This is a genomic window from Dolichospermum sp. UHCC 0260 (assembly GCF_009711985.1).
Lineage (GTDB): Bacteria > Cyanobacteriota > Cyanobacteriia > Cyanobacteriales > Nostocaceae > Dolichospermum > Dolichospermum lemmermannii.
Genome location: NZ_VIKZ01000049.1, coordinates 1 through 16,033 on the forward strand (window position 1 = coordinate 1; position 16,033 = coordinate 16,033).

Consider the following 16,033-nt stretch of genomic DNA (forward strand, 5'->3'; position numbering starts at 1 on the left):
GGGGAGTGTCAATAACTCACCTATTGGTAAGGAAGGAGATTTCTATTTAGACAGTGTTTCTCCGGGAAAATATCCAGCTAATGTGGACTATGAAGGGGGTATTTGTAATTTTGAGCTAACTATTCCCCAGTCTCAGGAACAAATGGTTAATTTAGGTAATTCAAAGTGTATCATTCCTTAACGATTACAGTATTGTAGGGTGCGTTAGGATGAAATCCGTAACGCACAGAATCCTTGATAAGTAGGTTGGCGTTGGAAATTGTCGTTATAGCACTAGGCTTGAGGCAAGAGGCAAGAGTAAAGAAGTTTTCAGCGATTTTACGTTTCTTGACACAGTTTGGTTTTATTGTGTTCACCTACTTACAATAAATGTTGTTTTACATAAAGGGAAGAGTAGAACCACCGGAGATAATATTACCCATTACCCATTCCTGATTTTGGACAAGAGTATGAAATTGCCAATTAGGATCAGTTTGAGGATAATCTAAACGGTAATGTCCACCTCGGCTTTCGGTTCTAAAAACAGCACTTTTCAGAATTAATTCCGCCACATCTAATAAATTACGAGTTTCTGCCCAAAGCCGCAATTCCTTTTCAATTTGTGGCTGTTGAAAATTAACTGATTGTGTTGGTTTTAAACTCAATAATAATTGACTTAAAGGTAAAGCTGCAAAATCTTCTTGCCAAGACTTAATTTGAGAAATAGCATTTTCTAAACTTGATTTTTCTCGACAAATACCCGCACTTTGCCAAACTACACGGGGTAAATTTTGGCGAATTTCTGCTAATTGTCTTTGTTGATTTTCCCACTCAATTAGAGATGGGTTAACTGCCAAACTTTCAGTTTCAATAATATTAGCAGATTCCTGTTTTCCCAGTTGCAATTTTTCATAGTCAACATTAGCCATTTGCGCCCCAAAGACAATACATTCCAACAACGAATTACTGGCTAGACGATTAGCACCATGTACTCCCGTACTGGCAGTTTCTCCAATGGCGTATAAACCGGGAATATTCGTGGCATTCATGACATCTGTGAGGATACCACCCATCCAATAATGGGCAGCAGGTGACACAGGAATGGGTTGAGTAAAGACATCAATGCCCCAATGTTGACAAACATTAATGATATTCGGGAAACGATGGCGAATTTTGTCAGCGGGAATGGGGCGCATATCTAACCAGACATTCGCTGTAGCCATATCAGCAGCCGTTTTTTGTAAATGACTGAAAATAGCTCGACTGACCACATCACGGGGTGCTAGTTCCCCTGCTGGGTGGTAATCAAAGGCAAAACGTCGCCCGGTGTCATCCACCAAATGCGCCCCTTCTCCACGCACAGCTTCACTAATCAGGAAACGTCCGGGTTTACTTAGGGCTGTGGGGTGAAACTGGACAAATTCTAAATCCCGCAGAATTGCCCCTGCCCGCCAAGCAATGGCTACACCATCACCTGTACTTACCTCTGGGTTAGTGGTTTGGGCAAATACTTGACCACCGCCACCCGTAGCTAAAATGACAGCCCTGGCTCTAATCCAGGTAATTTTACCTTGATAAAATAGGCTAGTTCCCAAACATTGACCGGTTTGGGGTTCTATCCATAAACTCAGAGCCAAAGCTTGCTGAATGACTTGAATATTCTGACGACGCAGGACTTGATCTGTAAGGGTGGTGGTAACTTCCCTGCCGGTGGTATCGGCGGCATGAAGCACGCGAGGACGAGAATGGGCTGCTTCTAGGGTTAAAGCTAAGTTACTGTCATGACGATCAAACGCTACGCCTAAGTTAACCAGGGATTGAATACAACTGGGGGCTTGTTCGGCGAGGAATTTGACAGCGGCGATGTCGCATAAACCAGCCCCGGCTTTTAATGTGTCTTCAATATGCAGTTGTGGCGAATCTTCTGGGGCTACGGCTGCGGCTATGCCACCTTGCGCCCAATCACTGGCGGATAGGGAAACTGTTTCTTTAGTAATTAAGCCGACTCGTAAATATGCGGGTAGACATAGGGCTGTATATAGTCCTGCTGCACCGGCACCGACTACTAAAACATCAAATTGGTTAGGAATATTTATATCAGGCAAGGGATAATTATGATTTTTGTGATTTGGATGATTTTTGGGATTTACAGCCCAAAATTTAAGATCTCAACTTAGGGTATGGGTAATTGGGAATATGTTTTCAATTCCCAATTCCCAGTCCTTAGTTATCTGTAGATACCGTTATTAATACGGTCGTCCCCTTCATTGAAGTTAGGCTCTAATTCTGTAACTGTAAAATTTGCTAAGTTAGCTTGCAAACGTTCTTTTTGTCTATCGGTCAATCCTGGCAGATTTAATACATCTTCTACTTTTTCGTAGGGAGCATTAGCGACAATCTTCTTAGCCAGGGTGGGATACAGTCCAGGAAAATCTTGGAAAGCCCGCATATTGGTATTGTTCAAATCAATTTTCTTGCCAAACTCTGTTGCCAACTTCTGATCTGCTTTGTTTTGGCGGGCAATTGCTAAAACGGGGACTTGATTTCCCACAAAGCTATTGAAGCCAGTAGCTTGGGCTGTTTGGGTAGTTCCCAACATTCCCCAACAACCTAGCAACAATGTAAATACACTGAATAAACGCACCAATGCTTTCACGATTTTTACCTCTTTTTTTCAAGGAATAATAAAATTTTGCAGCCAAAAGCTATGAACTTTAGGGCATAAGCCGGAAGTTTAAGGGTGTTAGAGTAGTTTATTTTCTAACTTGATCCTGGTTTCTTCATGGTTTAGCTTCATGGTTTCAGCTTGAGAGTTTGCACAACAGTCATCAAAAACTAATATACAGCGGATCAATATCCATAATATTTACGACTATTTGGTTTGATTTGACTTTTGCCAAAAATCTGACCTGATAGCACCTTTGCGCCCATTTTTCGGTGTTTACCTAAATTCATGGGAATTTCACGCCAGAACTGCTGCTAATAAGAAGAGACTGTCTACTAAGATTGTACTCAAAACTGCGCCGCCAAAGGCATACCAATGACATTGTTTATTGAGTAAAGAAGCTGTTCCTACAGTCATCAGAATGAGAGCAAGAATGATTGCCCAGGCTTGTCCCCAGGGTGTTTGGACTTGTGTTAGGGCATTCTGTAAGATTTGTGAAGCACCAGAGGGATCTGTTCTCATAATTTGTCGCCAATAAGGCATCAAATCCACTAAATAAAAATAAATATCGGTTAAAACCGTTCCTAGTAAAGAACCGAGGTAAAACCAATTGCCGACTTTACCCCAATTTTTCGCTAAACACCACACAGCAAAGGGTAATCCTAGTGCTTCTATAGGTATATGCCAGATTGGTTCATATCTTAACCAACCCCAATAAATTGCGCCTGTTAACCAAGTCCAGCTAAATCCAAAAAGTAAATCTCCCCACAGATAGGTTTGGGGACGTGACATTAATCTAATACTGATCCACACCCAAAAGCCTGTCATTAATACGCTAAGAGTGGGAAATGAGCGCACTAGTGGTGCTTCCATGAACACTGGTACTGATACTAAAAATACTGATGCTAAAAATATTAACCAACTTTGTCGGGAAGAGATAAAGTTTGGTAAGGAAGGATTTTTAAGGCTGTCATCAATATCTAACGTCGGGTTAGTAGCTGGATAGGAAGGAAATGTATGATTAATCAAAGTTTTTAATATTTGTTACTAAACTTTACTTATCTAGAGTATCATAACTGAAAATCCCCCCTAGGGGCATTTTGATTATACATAAATAACAACAAGATCCCCGACTTCTTAGAGAAGTCGGGGATCTGACTTTTGCAATACTATTGATAAATCACCAGATTAATCAAAGAAGTTGGGAGTCTTGTGATTAAACTATAAGTTATTTGTATGGGATTTTTGAAAAAAGGACTTTCTCAACTAATGGGAGTCTATTCTCATTATTATTGAGAATTTTATCAATATTTTAACGAGTTTTGGTGATTTCAGCTAGGGGGCTTGACAGAGTTTCGAGTTTTAGGTATGCTTATGATATGATTGGAAAAGTGTGCGCTCATATATATAAATCGAGAAACAAAAGTTTGTATCAAGAATAATCATTTTCTAATCTGCAAATATTGACACTGTGCGAATCGCTCCTCTCTCTATTTCTGGTAATTCCAAATCTTCAAAATTGGCAAAACGGTTTTCAATTAGAGTTGCTAAATTGATAGGATTTTGATGATTTTCTGAGAGAACAAGACGGAGAATTTCTGTAATTTCTTGTTCTAGAGAATGTCCATGTTTTTCGGCTCGTTTTTGTAACTGATTTTGCAGATCATCATCAAGGTTAGAGATTGTGATATTAGTCATAATCAATTTAGAATTAAAGGATATGTTTATTATACACTATCAATTTGAGTTTTTTTGTCTGAATCAGGATATCCAGGATTAAAAGATTTTCAGGATGTTGTTGTTTATTTGATGTGGGGATTTTGAGGATTTTTTTGTCTGAATCAGGATGTCCAGGATTAAAGGATTTACAGGATGTTGTTGTTTGATTGTCTATGAGAAGTACAGATTTTAGGATGTTAGATAATAAATTATCCGTTAAATTATTTATTGTCATTTATTGACTGTTGGTGTAACTGTATTTTATAATATCTCAATATTCACAGACAATTCATCAATAATAATCTGTCTGAATCAGGATAACCAGGATTTGAGGATTTTCAGGATGTAATTTTTTTATTGTTTAGGAAAAATGGCGATTTTTGGATGATAGATAATATACTGTGATTGTAATTATCATTTTTCAATATTCACAGACAATTCATCAATAACAATCCTGTACATCCTAAAATCCTGGACATCCTGATTCAGACAATTACAATTTCAGCATCCCACCAATAACCTACAAATAACAATCATGTAAATCCATGAACACATCTAATACCCAAAATCTAAAATTAGACGAAATTACATATATAATCAATGGATGTGCAATGAAAATACACCGAACTTTGGGAAATGGTTTTCAGGAGGTTATTTATCAAAGATGTATGGACATTGAACTCAAAAAATCAGGTTTAAGTTTTGGAAGGGAGGTAGAACAAACAATTTATTATGAGGGAGTTGAAGTAGGAACACGAAGGGCAGATTTTATAGTTGAAAATCAGGTCGTGGTGGAGTTGAAAGCGGTTATTTCTTTAGAAGATGTTCATTTAGCGCAAGCGAAAAATTATTTGGTTGCTTATAATTTTCCTGTGGGATTATTGATTAATTTTGGTGGGTTGAAGTTGGAATATAAGAAGGTTTTTAATCCTAGATTTCAGGGTTAATTTGTCTGAATCAGGATATCCAGGATTAAAGGATTTGCAGGATGTTGTTGTTGATTTGACGTGGGGATTTTGAGGATTTTTTTGTCTGAATCAGGATATCCAGGATTAAAGGATTTGCAGGATGTTGTTGTTGATTTGACGTGGGGATTTTGAGGATTTTTTTGTCTGAATCAGGATGTCCAGGATTATAGGATTTTCAGGATGTTGTTGTTTGATTGTCTATGAGAAGTACAGATTTTAGGATGTTAGATAATAAATTATCCGTTAAATTATTTGTTGTTATTTGTTGACTGTTGGTGTAACTGTATTTTATCATCTTTCAATATTCACAGATAATTTATCAATAAGAATTTGTCTGAATCAGGATAACCAGGATTTGAGGATTTTCAGGATGTTGTTGTTTATTTGATGTGGGGATTTTGAGGTTTTTTTGTCTGAATCAGGATAACCAGGATTAAAGGATTTTCAGGATGTTATTGTTTATTTGAGGTGGGAATTTTGAGGATGTTTTTTGTCTGAATCAGGATGTCCAGGATTAAAGGATTTACAGGATGTTGTTGTTTGATTGTCTATGAGAAGTACAGATTTTAGGATGTTAGATAAGTTATCAGTTAAATTATCCGCTGTTACTTCTTGACTATTACTGTAACTGGATTTTATAATCTTCAAATCTTCACAGACAATTTATCAATAACAATCCTGTACATCCTAAAATCCTGGACATCCTGATTCTGACAATTACAATTTCAGCATCCAGGGAAAGCGCATCTTATCAATAAGGGCGATTCAATCTCAATAATGACCAAAATATTCGCATTAACGACCACTTATTGACAATATTTTAGTCCATCACTATGATCCTGAAAAAATCAATCAAACGATAAATAGGGATTTCTTGGTTTATACATTAAAACGGTATTTTGTCAATAATATTTAGATGCGTTTCCCCTGTTTCAGCATCCCACCAACAACTTACAAATCACAATCCTGTAAATCCTAAAATCCTGGACATCCTGATTCAGACAAAAAATATGAATCAGATATTTTCATTATGTTGGGTTTCCTTGCGTCAACCCAACCTACTAGCTTTACACAACTCTATGATAAGTAATTATATTTTCTGATTCATCTTCCGGATCTGCAAGCCAGATTTGGTCTATAATAGGTGGAATATTTGCATTTTCAATAATTTCTATGATTTTCTCAGGAAAAAGAAAATCACCACCTATTTCTACAATTAGAATTTTTACACAGTCTATATATTCCTGAAATTTTTTTTCTGTATTTGCTAAATGTCTAGCTAATTCTTGAGAGATTACTGGTTCAGCTTCCATCATTTCTTTATAATAAATTGCAGTATCTTTCCATGAACCAGATAATTTTAGACCAGATTTATCTGAAGTATCATCACGTTCATTGTCTGGAATACGACGAAAGCAACAAGGAATAGGTTTATTAATGAAAATGATATTAGAAATTAAAAAGTCTTCAAGATTATTTTTAATGTAAAGTGTTATTTCTCTCGATAAACCATCTAATTTACTTTTGGGATTTTGATAAAGAATACTTTCATTGATGGTAATCTGATATAAATCTTCAGGTAGAGCATTCCTTAAATCTCTTTCAAAAGCTTTTTGAAAAGAACTAAAAAAATCGTGAAAATGTCTATGCTTTTGATAATAATCTTTAGGATAAACTATCTGTTTGCATTCAATGACCATTGATTGATCACCGGATGCTTCTAGTAATACCTCTGGTTGTTTTGTCTCTTTTTTGGAAATATCAAGACATTTAGAAAGACTATAATCTTTTTTATAAGTCTCATTAAATTGATCAGCAAAATCTTTTAATCCCTTGTTCCACTCGCATTTGCCATCACGAAAACAATGAAAGGACACCATATTATTTTATGATTCAAGAGTTTACCTTTCAATTATAGTCTCAAAATTTACATGATGCAAGAATAACTAAGGTATAAATATGAAGTAATATTATGGTTTATATTCTAGTAAAGAATCGTGCAGTTTTTGTCCCAACTCCATGTAAAATAAATATTCCGGTCAGTATTTCCTCGATAGCACTATTCCTTATTTAATATATTTATGCAAATCAAATTTCAAACCTTTACCGTCAACAAACGATTTCCCCTCACAATTAGTTGTAGGGTGCATTAGCCTCAGCTTAACGCACCTTATCCCACAATCAAAAAGGTGCGTTACATTTCATTAACGCACCCTACAATTAATTAACTATAAGCCTCCATCGGTAAACAAGAACAAACAAAATTCCTATCCCCAAAAGCAGCATCTATTCTCCCCACACTTGGCCAGAACTTATACTCCTTATTCCAAGGTGCAGGATAAGCAGCTTGTTCGCGGGAATAAGGATGATTCCACTCACCAATAATCAAACTTTCCGCAGTGTGAGGAGCATTTTTCAAAAGATTATCGTGAATATCCATCTTACCAGATTCAATTGCTGCAACTTCCTCACGAATCGCAATCAAAGCATCACAAAAACGATCTAATTCCTGTTTAGATTCACTTTCCGTTGGTTCTACCATAATTGTCCCAGCAACAGGCCAAGAAACAGTAGGTGCATGAAAACCATAATCCATTAACCGCTTCGCAACATCATCAATTTCAATCTGCGCTGATTTCTTCAAACTTCGCAAATCTAAAATACATTCATGTGCCACTAAACCATTTTTTCCCTGATACAAAACCGGATAATAAGACTCTAATTTCTTAGCCATGTAATTAGCATTCAAAATGGCAATTTTGGTTGCTTCCGTCAACCCATCTGCACCCATCATGATAATATACATCCAAGAAATCACTAAGATACTTGCACTACCCCAAGGTGCAGCAGAAACAGCACCCAAATCACCACCCATTCTCACCACAGAATGTCCTGGTAAAAACGGGACGAGGTGGGAAGCGACACCAATGGGACCCATACCGGGACCACCACCACCATGAGGAATACAGAAAGTTTTGTGTAAATTCAAATGACAGACATCTGCACCAATATCACCAGGACGACAAATACCCACTTGGGCATTCATATTAGCCCCGTCCATGTAAACTTGTCCACCGTGAGAATGAATGACGGCACAAATTTCTTGAATTGCTTCTTCAAATACCCCATGAGTTGATGGATATGTCACCATTAAAGCTGATAATTCATGACTATGTTTTTCAGCTTTGGCTTTTAAATCTTCAACATCAATATTACCATGATCATCACAAGCAACTCCCACAACTTTCATGCCACACATTACCGCACTCGCGGGATTTGTACCGTGTGCAGATTGAGGAATTAAACAAATATTTCGATGTCCTTCTTTGCGACTTTGATGATATTCATGAATTACCAAAAGTCCCGCATATTCACCTTGAGAACCTGCATTTGGTTGTAAGGAAATTCCCGCAAAACCTGTAATTTCTCCTAACCATGCTTCTAGTTGTTGGAATAGGATTTGATAACCTCTAGTTTGGGAAATTGGCGCAAAAGGATGGATTTTCCCAAATTCTGCCCAAGTTACCGGAATCATTTCTGAAGTTGCGTTTAACTTCATGGTGCAAGAACCCAAGGGAATCATGGAAGTTGTTAATGATAAATCCTTGCTTTCTAGTTGATGTAAATAACGTAATAACTCAGTTTCTGAATGGTAACGGTTAAAAACTGGGTGAGTGAGATATTTACTTGTCCGTGATAATTGAGAATGAGAAATTGCTAATTCTTCCACAGTAAAAGGTAATTGATCTTTCAATGCGAAAATTTGCCAAAGGTCAATTAAATCTGTTTCTGTGGTAGTTTCATCTAAGGAAATACCCACAGTGGAATTATCAAAAATTCTCAAGTTGATATTTCTCTCATGTGCAGCGTCGAGAATTGCTGCTAATTTGGTATTTCCTAATTCTACCCGCAAGGTATCAAAGAAGTTTTCCGAACTGATTTTATAACCTAAATTTTTCAGTCCTGCGGCTAAAGTTGCGGTAAGTTCATGGATATTTTGAGCGATCGCTCTCAATCCATCTGGTCCATGATAAACTGCATACATACTCGCCATCACTGCCAATAAAACCTGCGCTGTGCAAATATTACTGGTGGCTTTATCTCTGCGGATGTGCTGTTCACGGGTTTGCAAAGCTAAACGTAACGCAGGTTTACCATGAATATCCTTTGATACCCCCACAATTCGCCCTGGAACAAGCCGTTTATACTCTTCCTTCGTGGCAAAATAAGCAGCGTGTGGTCCCCCAAATCCCAAAGGAATACCGAAGCGTTGGGTACTGCCTACGGCAATATCAGCCCCTAATTCACCGGGGGGTGTGAGTAATAATAAGCTCAGAGGATCTGCGGCTACAGTCACCAATGCACCCTGAGCATGAGACTTTGTGATAAAATCGCAGTAATCGTAAATTGTCCCGTCGGTTGCGGGATATTGCAGAATCGCACCAAAGATAGTTTCGGAAAAATCAAAGGTTTGATGATCACCGATAATGATATTGATGCCTAAAGGTTTTGCGCGTGTTTGCAATACATCAATGGTTTGAGGATGACATTCACTAGACACAAAATAGTTATGGGATTTGTTTTTGCACACACCATAACTCATACTCATGGCTTCTGCGGCTGCTGTCCCTTCATCAAGCAAAGAAGCGTTAGCAATTTCTAAACCCGTTAAGTCAATAATCATGGTTTGGAAATTTAACAACGCTTCCAAACGTCCTTGGGCAATTTCTGGCTGATAAGGGGTGTATGCTGTATACCAACCGGGATTTTCTAAGATGTTGCGTTGAATGACGGTAGGGGTAATACAGTCATAATATCCCATGCCGATAAATGAGCGATAAACTTGATTTTTATCCGCTATTTGCTTTAATTTTGCCAGTGCTGCATATTCGCTTTGTGCTGCTGGTAGGTTGAGGGTTTGATGAAACCGAATTGCCTGTGGTACTGTTTTATCAATGAGGTCATCAAGGTTGGAAAGACCTAATATATCAAGCATTTGCTTGACATCATCAGGGTTTGGTCCAATGTGTCTTTGTGTAAAGTTGCTCAATGTGCTGGTTTGAGTGCGCGGGGGATTAGATACCACAAATTGTTCTCCAAGGAGTTCTGTATTAATATATTGTAATGATCACTTTTGGATATTAGGGTTTTTTCTAAATTTTGTTTCGCGCAAAGGGGCAAAGGAGCAAAGACGCAAAGGAAGAAAGAAATCTGAAGTTTAAGTATTGGTTGAATTTATTGATTGGTAATGTTTCCATTTTTGCTGTAATCGCTTTCTTTTTTCGGGTGTTAAGGTATGGAAGCAGTGAGGACAGGAAATATTTTTTTCATATTCTGGGGAGGTTTTATCTGTTTCGGAAATGGGATATCCACAACAAAAGCATAGTTCCTGATTTCCTGTTTCTAAGTCATGACTAACTGTGACTCTTTGATCAAAAATAAAACATTCTCCTTCCCATAAACTTTCTTCTGGGGGAATTTCTTCTAGATATTTGAGAATGCCTCCTTGGAGGTGATAAACTTCTTCAAAACCTTGAGAAAGTAAATAAGATGAGGCTTTTTCACAACGAATTCCTCCAGTACAAAACATGGCTACTTTTTTATGTTTTTGAGGGTCAAGATGTTGTTGTACATATTCGGGAAAGTCTCTAAATATTTGAGTTTGCGGATTTTCTGCTCCTTTGAAAGTCCCAATGGTGACTTCATAATCATTGCGAGTATCAATGACTGTGACTTCTGGGTTGGAAATTAAATCATTCCAATCTTCAGGTTTGACATAAGTTCCTACTTTTTCCGCAGGGTTCACTTCTGGTAATCCCAAAGTCACAATTTCTGGCTTTAACCGAATTTTCAACCGTTCAAATGGGGGAATTTCTGTGTAAGATTCTTTATGTTCTAAATCTGCAAACCGCGAGTCATTGCGAAGAAAGGCTAAAACTGTGTCAATTTGCTGACGAGAACCAGCAATTGTGCCGTTAATTCCTTCCTGTGCTAGTAAGATAGTTCCTTTAATTCCTTGTAACTCACAAAAGGACAATAAAGCTGCTTGCAGTTCATTACAATCAGGTAGACTCACAAATTTATATAGTGCAGCAACAACTGTCTGATTTTCTTGGTTCATAGTCTTGCCAAATTAATAATAATAGTTTATGATAATGTGATTATGTAAAATCAACCCTTTTTACATAAAAAACAGACTTGGGGGTTTAGCTCAGTTGGTAGAGCGCCTGCTTTGCAAGCAGGATGTCAGCGGTTCGAGTCCGCTAACCTCCATTAGACCTCTCCGAAAATGAATGTAGAGACGTTCTATAGAACGTCTCTACAAGAACGTCTCTACAAGGGTTTCAAACCACGCACATTTAATTACCGGAGATGTCTATTAATTATACAAAAGAAAACAGATAAATTCCTTTGCGTCTTTGCGCCTTTGCCCCTTTGCGCGAAACACAATTCATCTATCTATGTTTAAATACTAGTGAAAAGTTATTTGCTGGCATGGGGTGAGTTTGGTGCAATGTCAGGTTTTGGGCTTCTGCGGCTTTTACTACATCTTCTAAATTACGCACTCCCCAATCTGGATTCTGTGCTTGTAAAGACTCATCAAAATCAGCGTTACTGGGTGCGGTATGTTCTCCATTTTGTTTATAGGGACCATATAAGTAGAGTATACCACCAGGTGGCAGAATCCGTCCAGCCCCTGCCATTAGTCCTAAACAGGCTGACCAAGGGGAAATATGAATCATGTTAATATTGACAATGGCAGAAATAGGTGGTTGTGGTATTATCTCTTTTTCCACAGGCCAAATTGGTGAACTTGCATCTAAATCTAGGGGTGGCTGCATGGCTTCACAGGGAAAAAATTCAGTCCACGCGCTAATACTAGCACGCAGTTCTGGGTTAGGGTCGGAAGGTAGCCATTGTCGAGGTGCGAGGTGGTAGGAGAAAAATGTAGCGTGTTCACCTGTGCCACTGGCTATTTCTAAAATAGTCCCATGTTGAGGCAATATTTGTAAAAGCAATTCTAGAATCGGTTCGCGGTTGCGCTGGGTTGCGGGGGCAAATTTTCGCTGGTCTGCGGGTGTGTTCATTATGATTATGATAATTAAATTAGCAGCGATTTCTCAATTTTAGCTTTTTTCGCCATATCACAGGAGAACAACTTGCCTAAATCTATTCATTCCACCCAACCTCCGCTTAAATTTATTCCTCAACGGCATAATCCCTTTGTTGTGAAAATTGTATCTTGGTTTTTGCCTTTTATTTTGCGGGTGAGAACTAGACCTTGGCTACCTGCGGGTATTGTTAATGTTGAAGCTAAAAATGCGGAAGTATTAGCCAAGTTATACCACGATTTTCAAGCAGGTAAGGTCAGATTTTTAATTGCTTTTCGTCACCCCGAAGTGGAAGATCCTTTATCTATGTTATACCTGTTATCACGGATTGTTCCCAAGGTGGCAAGAGAAAAAGGAATTAGTCTCAAATACCCTGTTCACAGTCATTTTATGTATGAACGGGGAATGACGTTATGGGCAGGAAGTTGGTTGGGATGGTTATTTTCTCGACTTGGTGGTGTGCCGATTCGTAGGGGAAGACGCGTAGATAGAAATGCTATCCAAATGGCCAGGGAATTATTTGCTAATGCAGAAATGCCGATTGCGATCGCTCCTGAAGGTGGTACAAATGGACATAGTAGTATAGTCAGTCCTTTAGAACCTGGTGTGGCACAGTTAGGTTTTTGGTGTGTGGAAGATCTAAAAAAAGCTAACCGCGAAGAACAGGTTTTTATTATTCCTATTGGCATTAAATATAGTTATGTTAATCCCCCTTGGCAAAAAATAGATTGGCTATTATCTAAATTGGAAGCTGATAGCGGTTTACCTATAACGGAACTTAGTCAAACTGGAAAGGAACGGGAAGGAATTTTATATCAGCGGGTTTTGCGTTTAGCTGCATATCTAATTTCAGAAATGGAGGAATTTTATCACCGTTTCTATCATCAGGATTTTCCAGAGATTATCACTTCAGAGATTCCTATAAATGAAGTGTTAATTACTAGATTACACCGTTTGATGGACACTGCTTTGAAAATCACAGAAAAGTATTTTAATCTTCAGTCTCAAGGTAATTTTATTGATAGATGTCGTCGTTTAGAAGATGCTGGTTGGAATTATATTTATCGAGATGATATTGCCGATATTCCCAGTTTACCACCTTTCAAACGTGGTCTAGCTGATTGGATAGCCCAAGAAGCTGATTTGAAAATGCAGCACATGAGAATTGCTGAAAGTTTTGTGGCGGTTACTGCTAATTATATTCTCGAAAAACCCACTCCAGAAAGATTTGCCGAAACCCTTTTATTAATGTTTGATATGTTGTCTCGCATTCAGGATTCTACTTTACCAGGAAGACCACGTTTAGGTTTAAAACAATCCATGATTTCTGTTGGTGAACCGATTAATGTGAATACAAGATGGGAAAGTTGTCAAGGGAATAAACAAGCTTTGCGTAAGGGTGTTAGTGAGTTGACGCAGGATTTACAAGTGATGTTGGAGGGGTTGATTAAGGATTAAGTTCTACGCTCCAAACACATCACTACATCAATATAAAACGTTGACAGAGTAGGCACGAATGGCAGTGTCTACAGTTACAATTGTTAAATTGTGTTGTAAGGCTTGACAAATCAAAATCCTATCAAAAGGATCACGATGTAATAATGGCAAATTTAAGAGTTGAGCAACACTTTCCTCATCTAAAGTTAGAGTATTAATAAGGTGTTTTTGACGCTGTTTGGGAAGATAAATTTCAGGAGATTCTGGTAAAGGTAATTTTCCCAATTGATATTTAACAGTTACTTCCCAGACAGAAACACAACTTAAATATACGTCGTTGTTTAAATCCCGAATGCTATTCTGTAAATAAGTTGGTAATCTTTGATCACCACTAATGAACCATAAGAAAATATGCGTATCCAATAATAGTTTCATTTAGCCTCGAAACTATTCAAAATATCTTCAGGTAAAGGAGCATCAAAATCATCTGGAACGGTAAATTCTCCAGCACACAAACCATAAGGTCTGATTTTTTGAGAAGTAGGAGAAACTGGTTTAATTTCTGCAATTGGCTGACCTGCTTGCATGATAATAATACTCTCCCCTGCTGCTACTTGGTGAAGATAGCTAATTAGATTTTGTTGAATTTCATCAATTGTTAGGGTTAGCATCAAATTATTTTGAGATGAACTAATCTACTTTATTATATAATCACAAATCTGCAATTAACCTAGCCTTTCTCAAGAAAAATTTCAGTACGGTTTCCTCGCGGGAAACAATATCAACTCTACCTTCCATTCCCAATTGAATGTGACAGGGATTTTTTCCTTTACCTAAAACCAAAGTTTCTGGTTTAATAGTCACCTCATAAAAGGCATTTGGGGAAGTTGCTTTTGGACTAGTATTAGGACGAGAACTCGCCTCATTTGTGCTATTTTGTCGGGGAGTAATAGCGTCTGGAGAAATCGCCTCCACTTTGCCATTGAGAGTGCCATAATCCGGGTAAGGACAAGCACTAACTCGCATTTGGACTGGTTGACCTATTTTGAGCTTACTTTTCGCTTCAGATGGCACTGCTGCCTTAATAATCTGATTAACATTGTTAGGGACAATCTGCAATATCTCCTCCCCAGGACGCACCGTTTGACCAGAATTACGCAAGTTGATTTGAGAAATAATACCATCAGCCGTAGCCGTAATGGTAGTTTGATTTAGTTCAGTTTCCACTTGTTTTAGTTCGCTGGTATCACGTTCTAGCTGTTTTTCAGCTTCCATGCGTTGCTTAATCATCGCTTGATATTCTTTCTCTAAAGCTGCTTTGTTACTTTCACCAGCAGCTTGTTCTTGGGCTATGCGCTCATTAGCAATTTTTACTTCAGCCTTACTGGGATTTAAGGCAGCTTTAGCACGTTGCTTTTTAGCGATCGCCGCAGATAGTGCTTGTTCTTGCTGTTTTGTAGCTAACTGTGCTTCCTCTAATTGATTCTTAGACAATGCTTCGGCTAAACTCTCATATCGTTTTTGCTTTAACTTCGCTACATTCAAAGCTGCCTCAGTAGAATGGAGATTAGCATCAGCTTCTTCAAGTTCAGAAACAGTGGTAATTTGTTTATCGTGATATTGCCGTTGGCGATCGCTTAATCCGGCTTTGGCAGCATTAACAATCCGATTAACTTTATCAGTTTCGGCTCTAATTTGACTGTCAAGAATTTGCATTTGAGCATGAATTTGTAATATTTGCAATTTACCTTGCTGAATATTAGTTTGCAGTTGATTTTTTTTAGTTTGCAAACGAGAGTCATCAATAATAGCAATCTGATCTCCTGTTTTCACAACTTGATTTTCTTTGACATAAATCTGCATAACTTTACCTTCAGTTGCAGCCTGAACAATTCGCAATTCTCCAGATGGACGTACAACCCCCTGTCCTTGGATTGTCACCTTATATTTAGCAACTGCGGCTACAGGAATAGCTAGTCCGAGAACGCAGAGAATAAACATACCGCCAAAGGTAGTCCAACGAGCAATTGGCGGCAGGAATTCATCTGTTTGAATAGGGGGTAAAAAGTCATTTTTGCTAGTCATGGTTACTCCAAAATTTACAATGTATGCAGAGCAGCAAAATTCTCGTTCCCATACTCTGTATGGGAATG

At 38.1% G+C, this 16,033-nt stretch carries 15 protein-coding genes and 1 tRNA gene; 4 read left to right on the forward strand and 12 right to left on the reverse strand.

Annotated elements, in window-relative coordinates; all coding sequences use genetic code 11:
* A partial coding sequence (locus FJR08_RS23300; protein ID WP_168634032.1) for a hypothetical protein occupies positions 1-181 on the forward strand: 181 nt, incomplete at its 5' end.
* A gap of 196 nt (positions 182-377) precedes the next feature.
* On the opposite strand, the gene nadB is transcribed toward FJR08_RS23300, so the two are convergent.
* From nadB to FJR08_RS23305, 5 genes are all read right to left on the reverse strand, one after another.
* Positions 378-2,084, reverse strand: a complete 1,707-nt coding sequence (gene nadB, locus FJR08_RS17530; protein WP_168634033.1) for an L-aspartate oxidase — start codon at positions 2,082-2,084, stop codon at positions 378-380.
* Positions 2,085-2,206: 122 nt separating this feature from the next.
* On the reverse strand, positions 2,207-2,635 hold the full coding sequence (gene psbU, locus FJR08_RS17535; protein WP_015081139.1) for a photosystem II complex extrinsic protein PsbU: 429 nt from the start codon (positions 2,633-2,635) through the stop codon (positions 2,207-2,209).
* Positions 2,636-2,941: 306 nt separating this feature from the next.
* Entirely contained in the window at positions 2,942-3,622 is a 681-nt protein-coding gene (locus tag FJR08_RS17540) for a DUF3120 domain-containing protein (protein ID WP_371415563.1), read from the reverse strand.
* A 471-nt stretch (positions 3,623-4,093) separates the two neighbouring features.
* A complete protein-coding gene (locus FJR08_RS17545) occupies positions 4,094-4,342 on the reverse strand; it encodes a plasmid stability protein (protein ID WP_168634035.1) in 249 nt (82 codons plus the stop codon).
* 13 nt (positions 4,343-4,355) lie between these two features.
* A complete protein-coding gene (locus tag FJR08_RS23305) occupies positions 4,356-4,598 on the reverse strand; it encodes a hypothetical protein (protein ID WP_217357533.1) in 243 nt (80 codons plus the stop codon).
* Positions 4,599-4,908: 310 nt separating this feature from the next.
* Here FJR08_RS23305 and FJR08_RS17550 point away from each other — a divergent pair, with 310 nt between their 5' ends.
* Positions 4,909-5,310 carry a GxxExxY protein gene (locus tag FJR08_RS17550; RefSeq protein ID WP_168634036.1) on the forward strand — a complete coding sequence of 134 codons (402 nt, stop codon included), beginning with the start codon at positions 4,909-4,911 and terminating at the stop codon, positions 5,308-5,310.
* 1,088 nt (positions 5,311-6,398) lie between these two features.
* Here FJR08_RS17550 and FJR08_RS17555 read toward each other — a convergent pair.
* The 3 genes from FJR08_RS17555 to FJR08_RS17565 all read right to left on the reverse strand — a co-directional run bounded on the left by FJR08_RS17555 (position 6,399) and on the right by FJR08_RS17565 (position 11,452).
* Positions 6,399-7,211, reverse strand: coding sequence for a hypothetical protein (locus tag FJR08_RS17555; RefSeq protein WP_168634037.1), 813 nt, complete (start codon positions 7,209-7,211; stop codon positions 6,399-6,401).
* Positions 7,212-7,555: 344 nt separating this feature from the next.
* Complete coding sequence (gcvP, locus tag FJR08_RS17560; RefSeq protein WP_168634038.1) at positions 7,556-10,417, reverse strand: aminomethyl-transferring glycine dehydrogenase; 2,862 nt, start codon at positions 10,415-10,417, stop codon at positions 7,556-7,558.
* Positions 10,418-10,549: 132 nt separating this feature from the next.
* On the reverse strand, positions 10,550-11,452 hold the full coding sequence (locus tag FJR08_RS17565) for a rhodanese-related sulfurtransferase (RefSeq protein ID WP_168634039.1): 903 nt from the start codon (positions 11,450-11,452) through the stop codon (positions 10,550-10,552).
* 79 nt (positions 11,453-11,531) lie between these two features.
* On the opposite strand from FJR08_RS17565, the gene FJR08_RS17570 reads away from it, so the two are divergent.
* Positions 11,532-11,604: transfer RNA gene (locus tag FJR08_RS17570), tRNA-Ala, on the forward strand.
* Between the two features lie 182 nt (positions 11,605-11,786).
* On the opposite strand, the gene FJR08_RS17575 is transcribed toward FJR08_RS17570, so the two are convergent.
* Positions 11,787-12,419 (reverse strand): DUF938 domain-containing protein, encoded by a 633-nt coding sequence (locus tag FJR08_RS17575; protein WP_015081130.1) that lies wholly within the window; start codon positions 12,417-12,419, stop codon positions 11,787-11,789.
* Positions 12,420-12,491: 72 nt separating this feature from the next.
* Here FJR08_RS17575 and FJR08_RS17580 point away from each other — a divergent pair, with 72 nt between their 5' ends.
* Positions 12,492-13,901, forward strand: coding sequence for a 1-acyl-sn-glycerol-3-phosphate acyltransferase (locus tag FJR08_RS17580; protein ID WP_174783144.1), 1,410 nt, complete (start codon positions 12,492-12,494; stop codon positions 13,899-13,901).
* A 27-nt stretch (positions 13,902-13,928) separates the two neighbouring features.
* Here the strand turns inward: FJR08_RS17580 and FJR08_RS17585 are convergent, their stop codons facing one another.
* Genes FJR08_RS17585 through FJR08_RS17595 form a run of 3 tightly spaced genes read right to left on the reverse strand, consistent with a single transcriptional unit; the run spans position 13,929 to position 15,965 of the window.
* A complete protein-coding gene (locus tag FJR08_RS17585) occupies positions 13,929-14,315 on the reverse strand; it encodes a type II toxin-antitoxin system VapC family toxin (RefSeq protein ID WP_168634040.1) in 387 nt (128 codons plus the stop codon).
* The gene (locus tag FJR08_RS17590; protein WP_148761042.1) at positions 14,312-14,551 is read right to left on the reverse strand and encodes a type II toxin-antitoxin system Phd/YefM family antitoxin; all 240 of its coding nucleotides are present in this window, start codon (positions 14,549-14,551) and stop codon (positions 14,312-14,314) included. The genes FJR08_RS17585 and FJR08_RS17590 overlap by 4 nt, the downstream gene beginning before the upstream one ends.
* 40 nt (positions 14,552-14,591) lie before the next feature.
* Entirely contained in the window at positions 14,592-15,965 is a 1,374-nt protein-coding gene (locus tag FJR08_RS17595; protein WP_168634041.1) for an HlyD family secretion protein, read from the reverse strand.
* Positions 15,966-16,033 lie beyond the last annotated feature (68 nt).

Coding starts and splice junctions, on each gene's coding strand:
- FJR08_RS17590 (WP_148761042.1), bottom strand. CDS start 14,551: ATGCTAACCCTAACAATTGATGAAATTCAACAAAATCTAATTAGCTAT.
- FJR08_RS17585 (WP_168634040.1), bottom strand. CDS start 14,315: ATGAAACTATTATTGGATACGCATATTTTCTTATGGTTCATTAGTGGT.
- FJR08_RS17555 (WP_168634037.1), bottom strand. CDS start 7,211: ATGGTGTCCTTTCATTGTTTTCGTGATGGCAAATGCGAGTGGAACAAG.
- FJR08_RS17550 (WP_168634036.1), top strand. CDS start 4,909: ATGAACACATCTAATACCCAAAATCTAAAATTAGACGAAATTACATAT.
- FJR08_RS17545 (WP_168634035.1), bottom strand. CDS start 4,342: ATGACTAATATCACAATCTCTAACCTTGATGATGATCTGCAAAATCAG.
- FJR08_RS17575 (WP_015081130.1), bottom strand. CDS start 12,419: ATGAACACACCCGCAGACCAGCGAAAATTTGCCCCCGCAACCCAGCGC.
- FJR08_RS23305 (WP_217357533.1), bottom strand. CDS start 4,598: ATGACAATAAATAATTTAACGGATAATTTATTATCTAACATCCTAAAA.
- FJR08_RS17565 (WP_168634039.1), bottom strand. CDS start 11,452: ATGAACCAAGAAAATCAGACAGTTGTTGCTGCACTATATAAATTTGTG.
- FJR08_RS17595 (WP_168634041.1), bottom strand. CDS start 15,965: ATGACTAGCAAAAATGACTTTTTACCCCCTATTCAAACAGATGAATTC.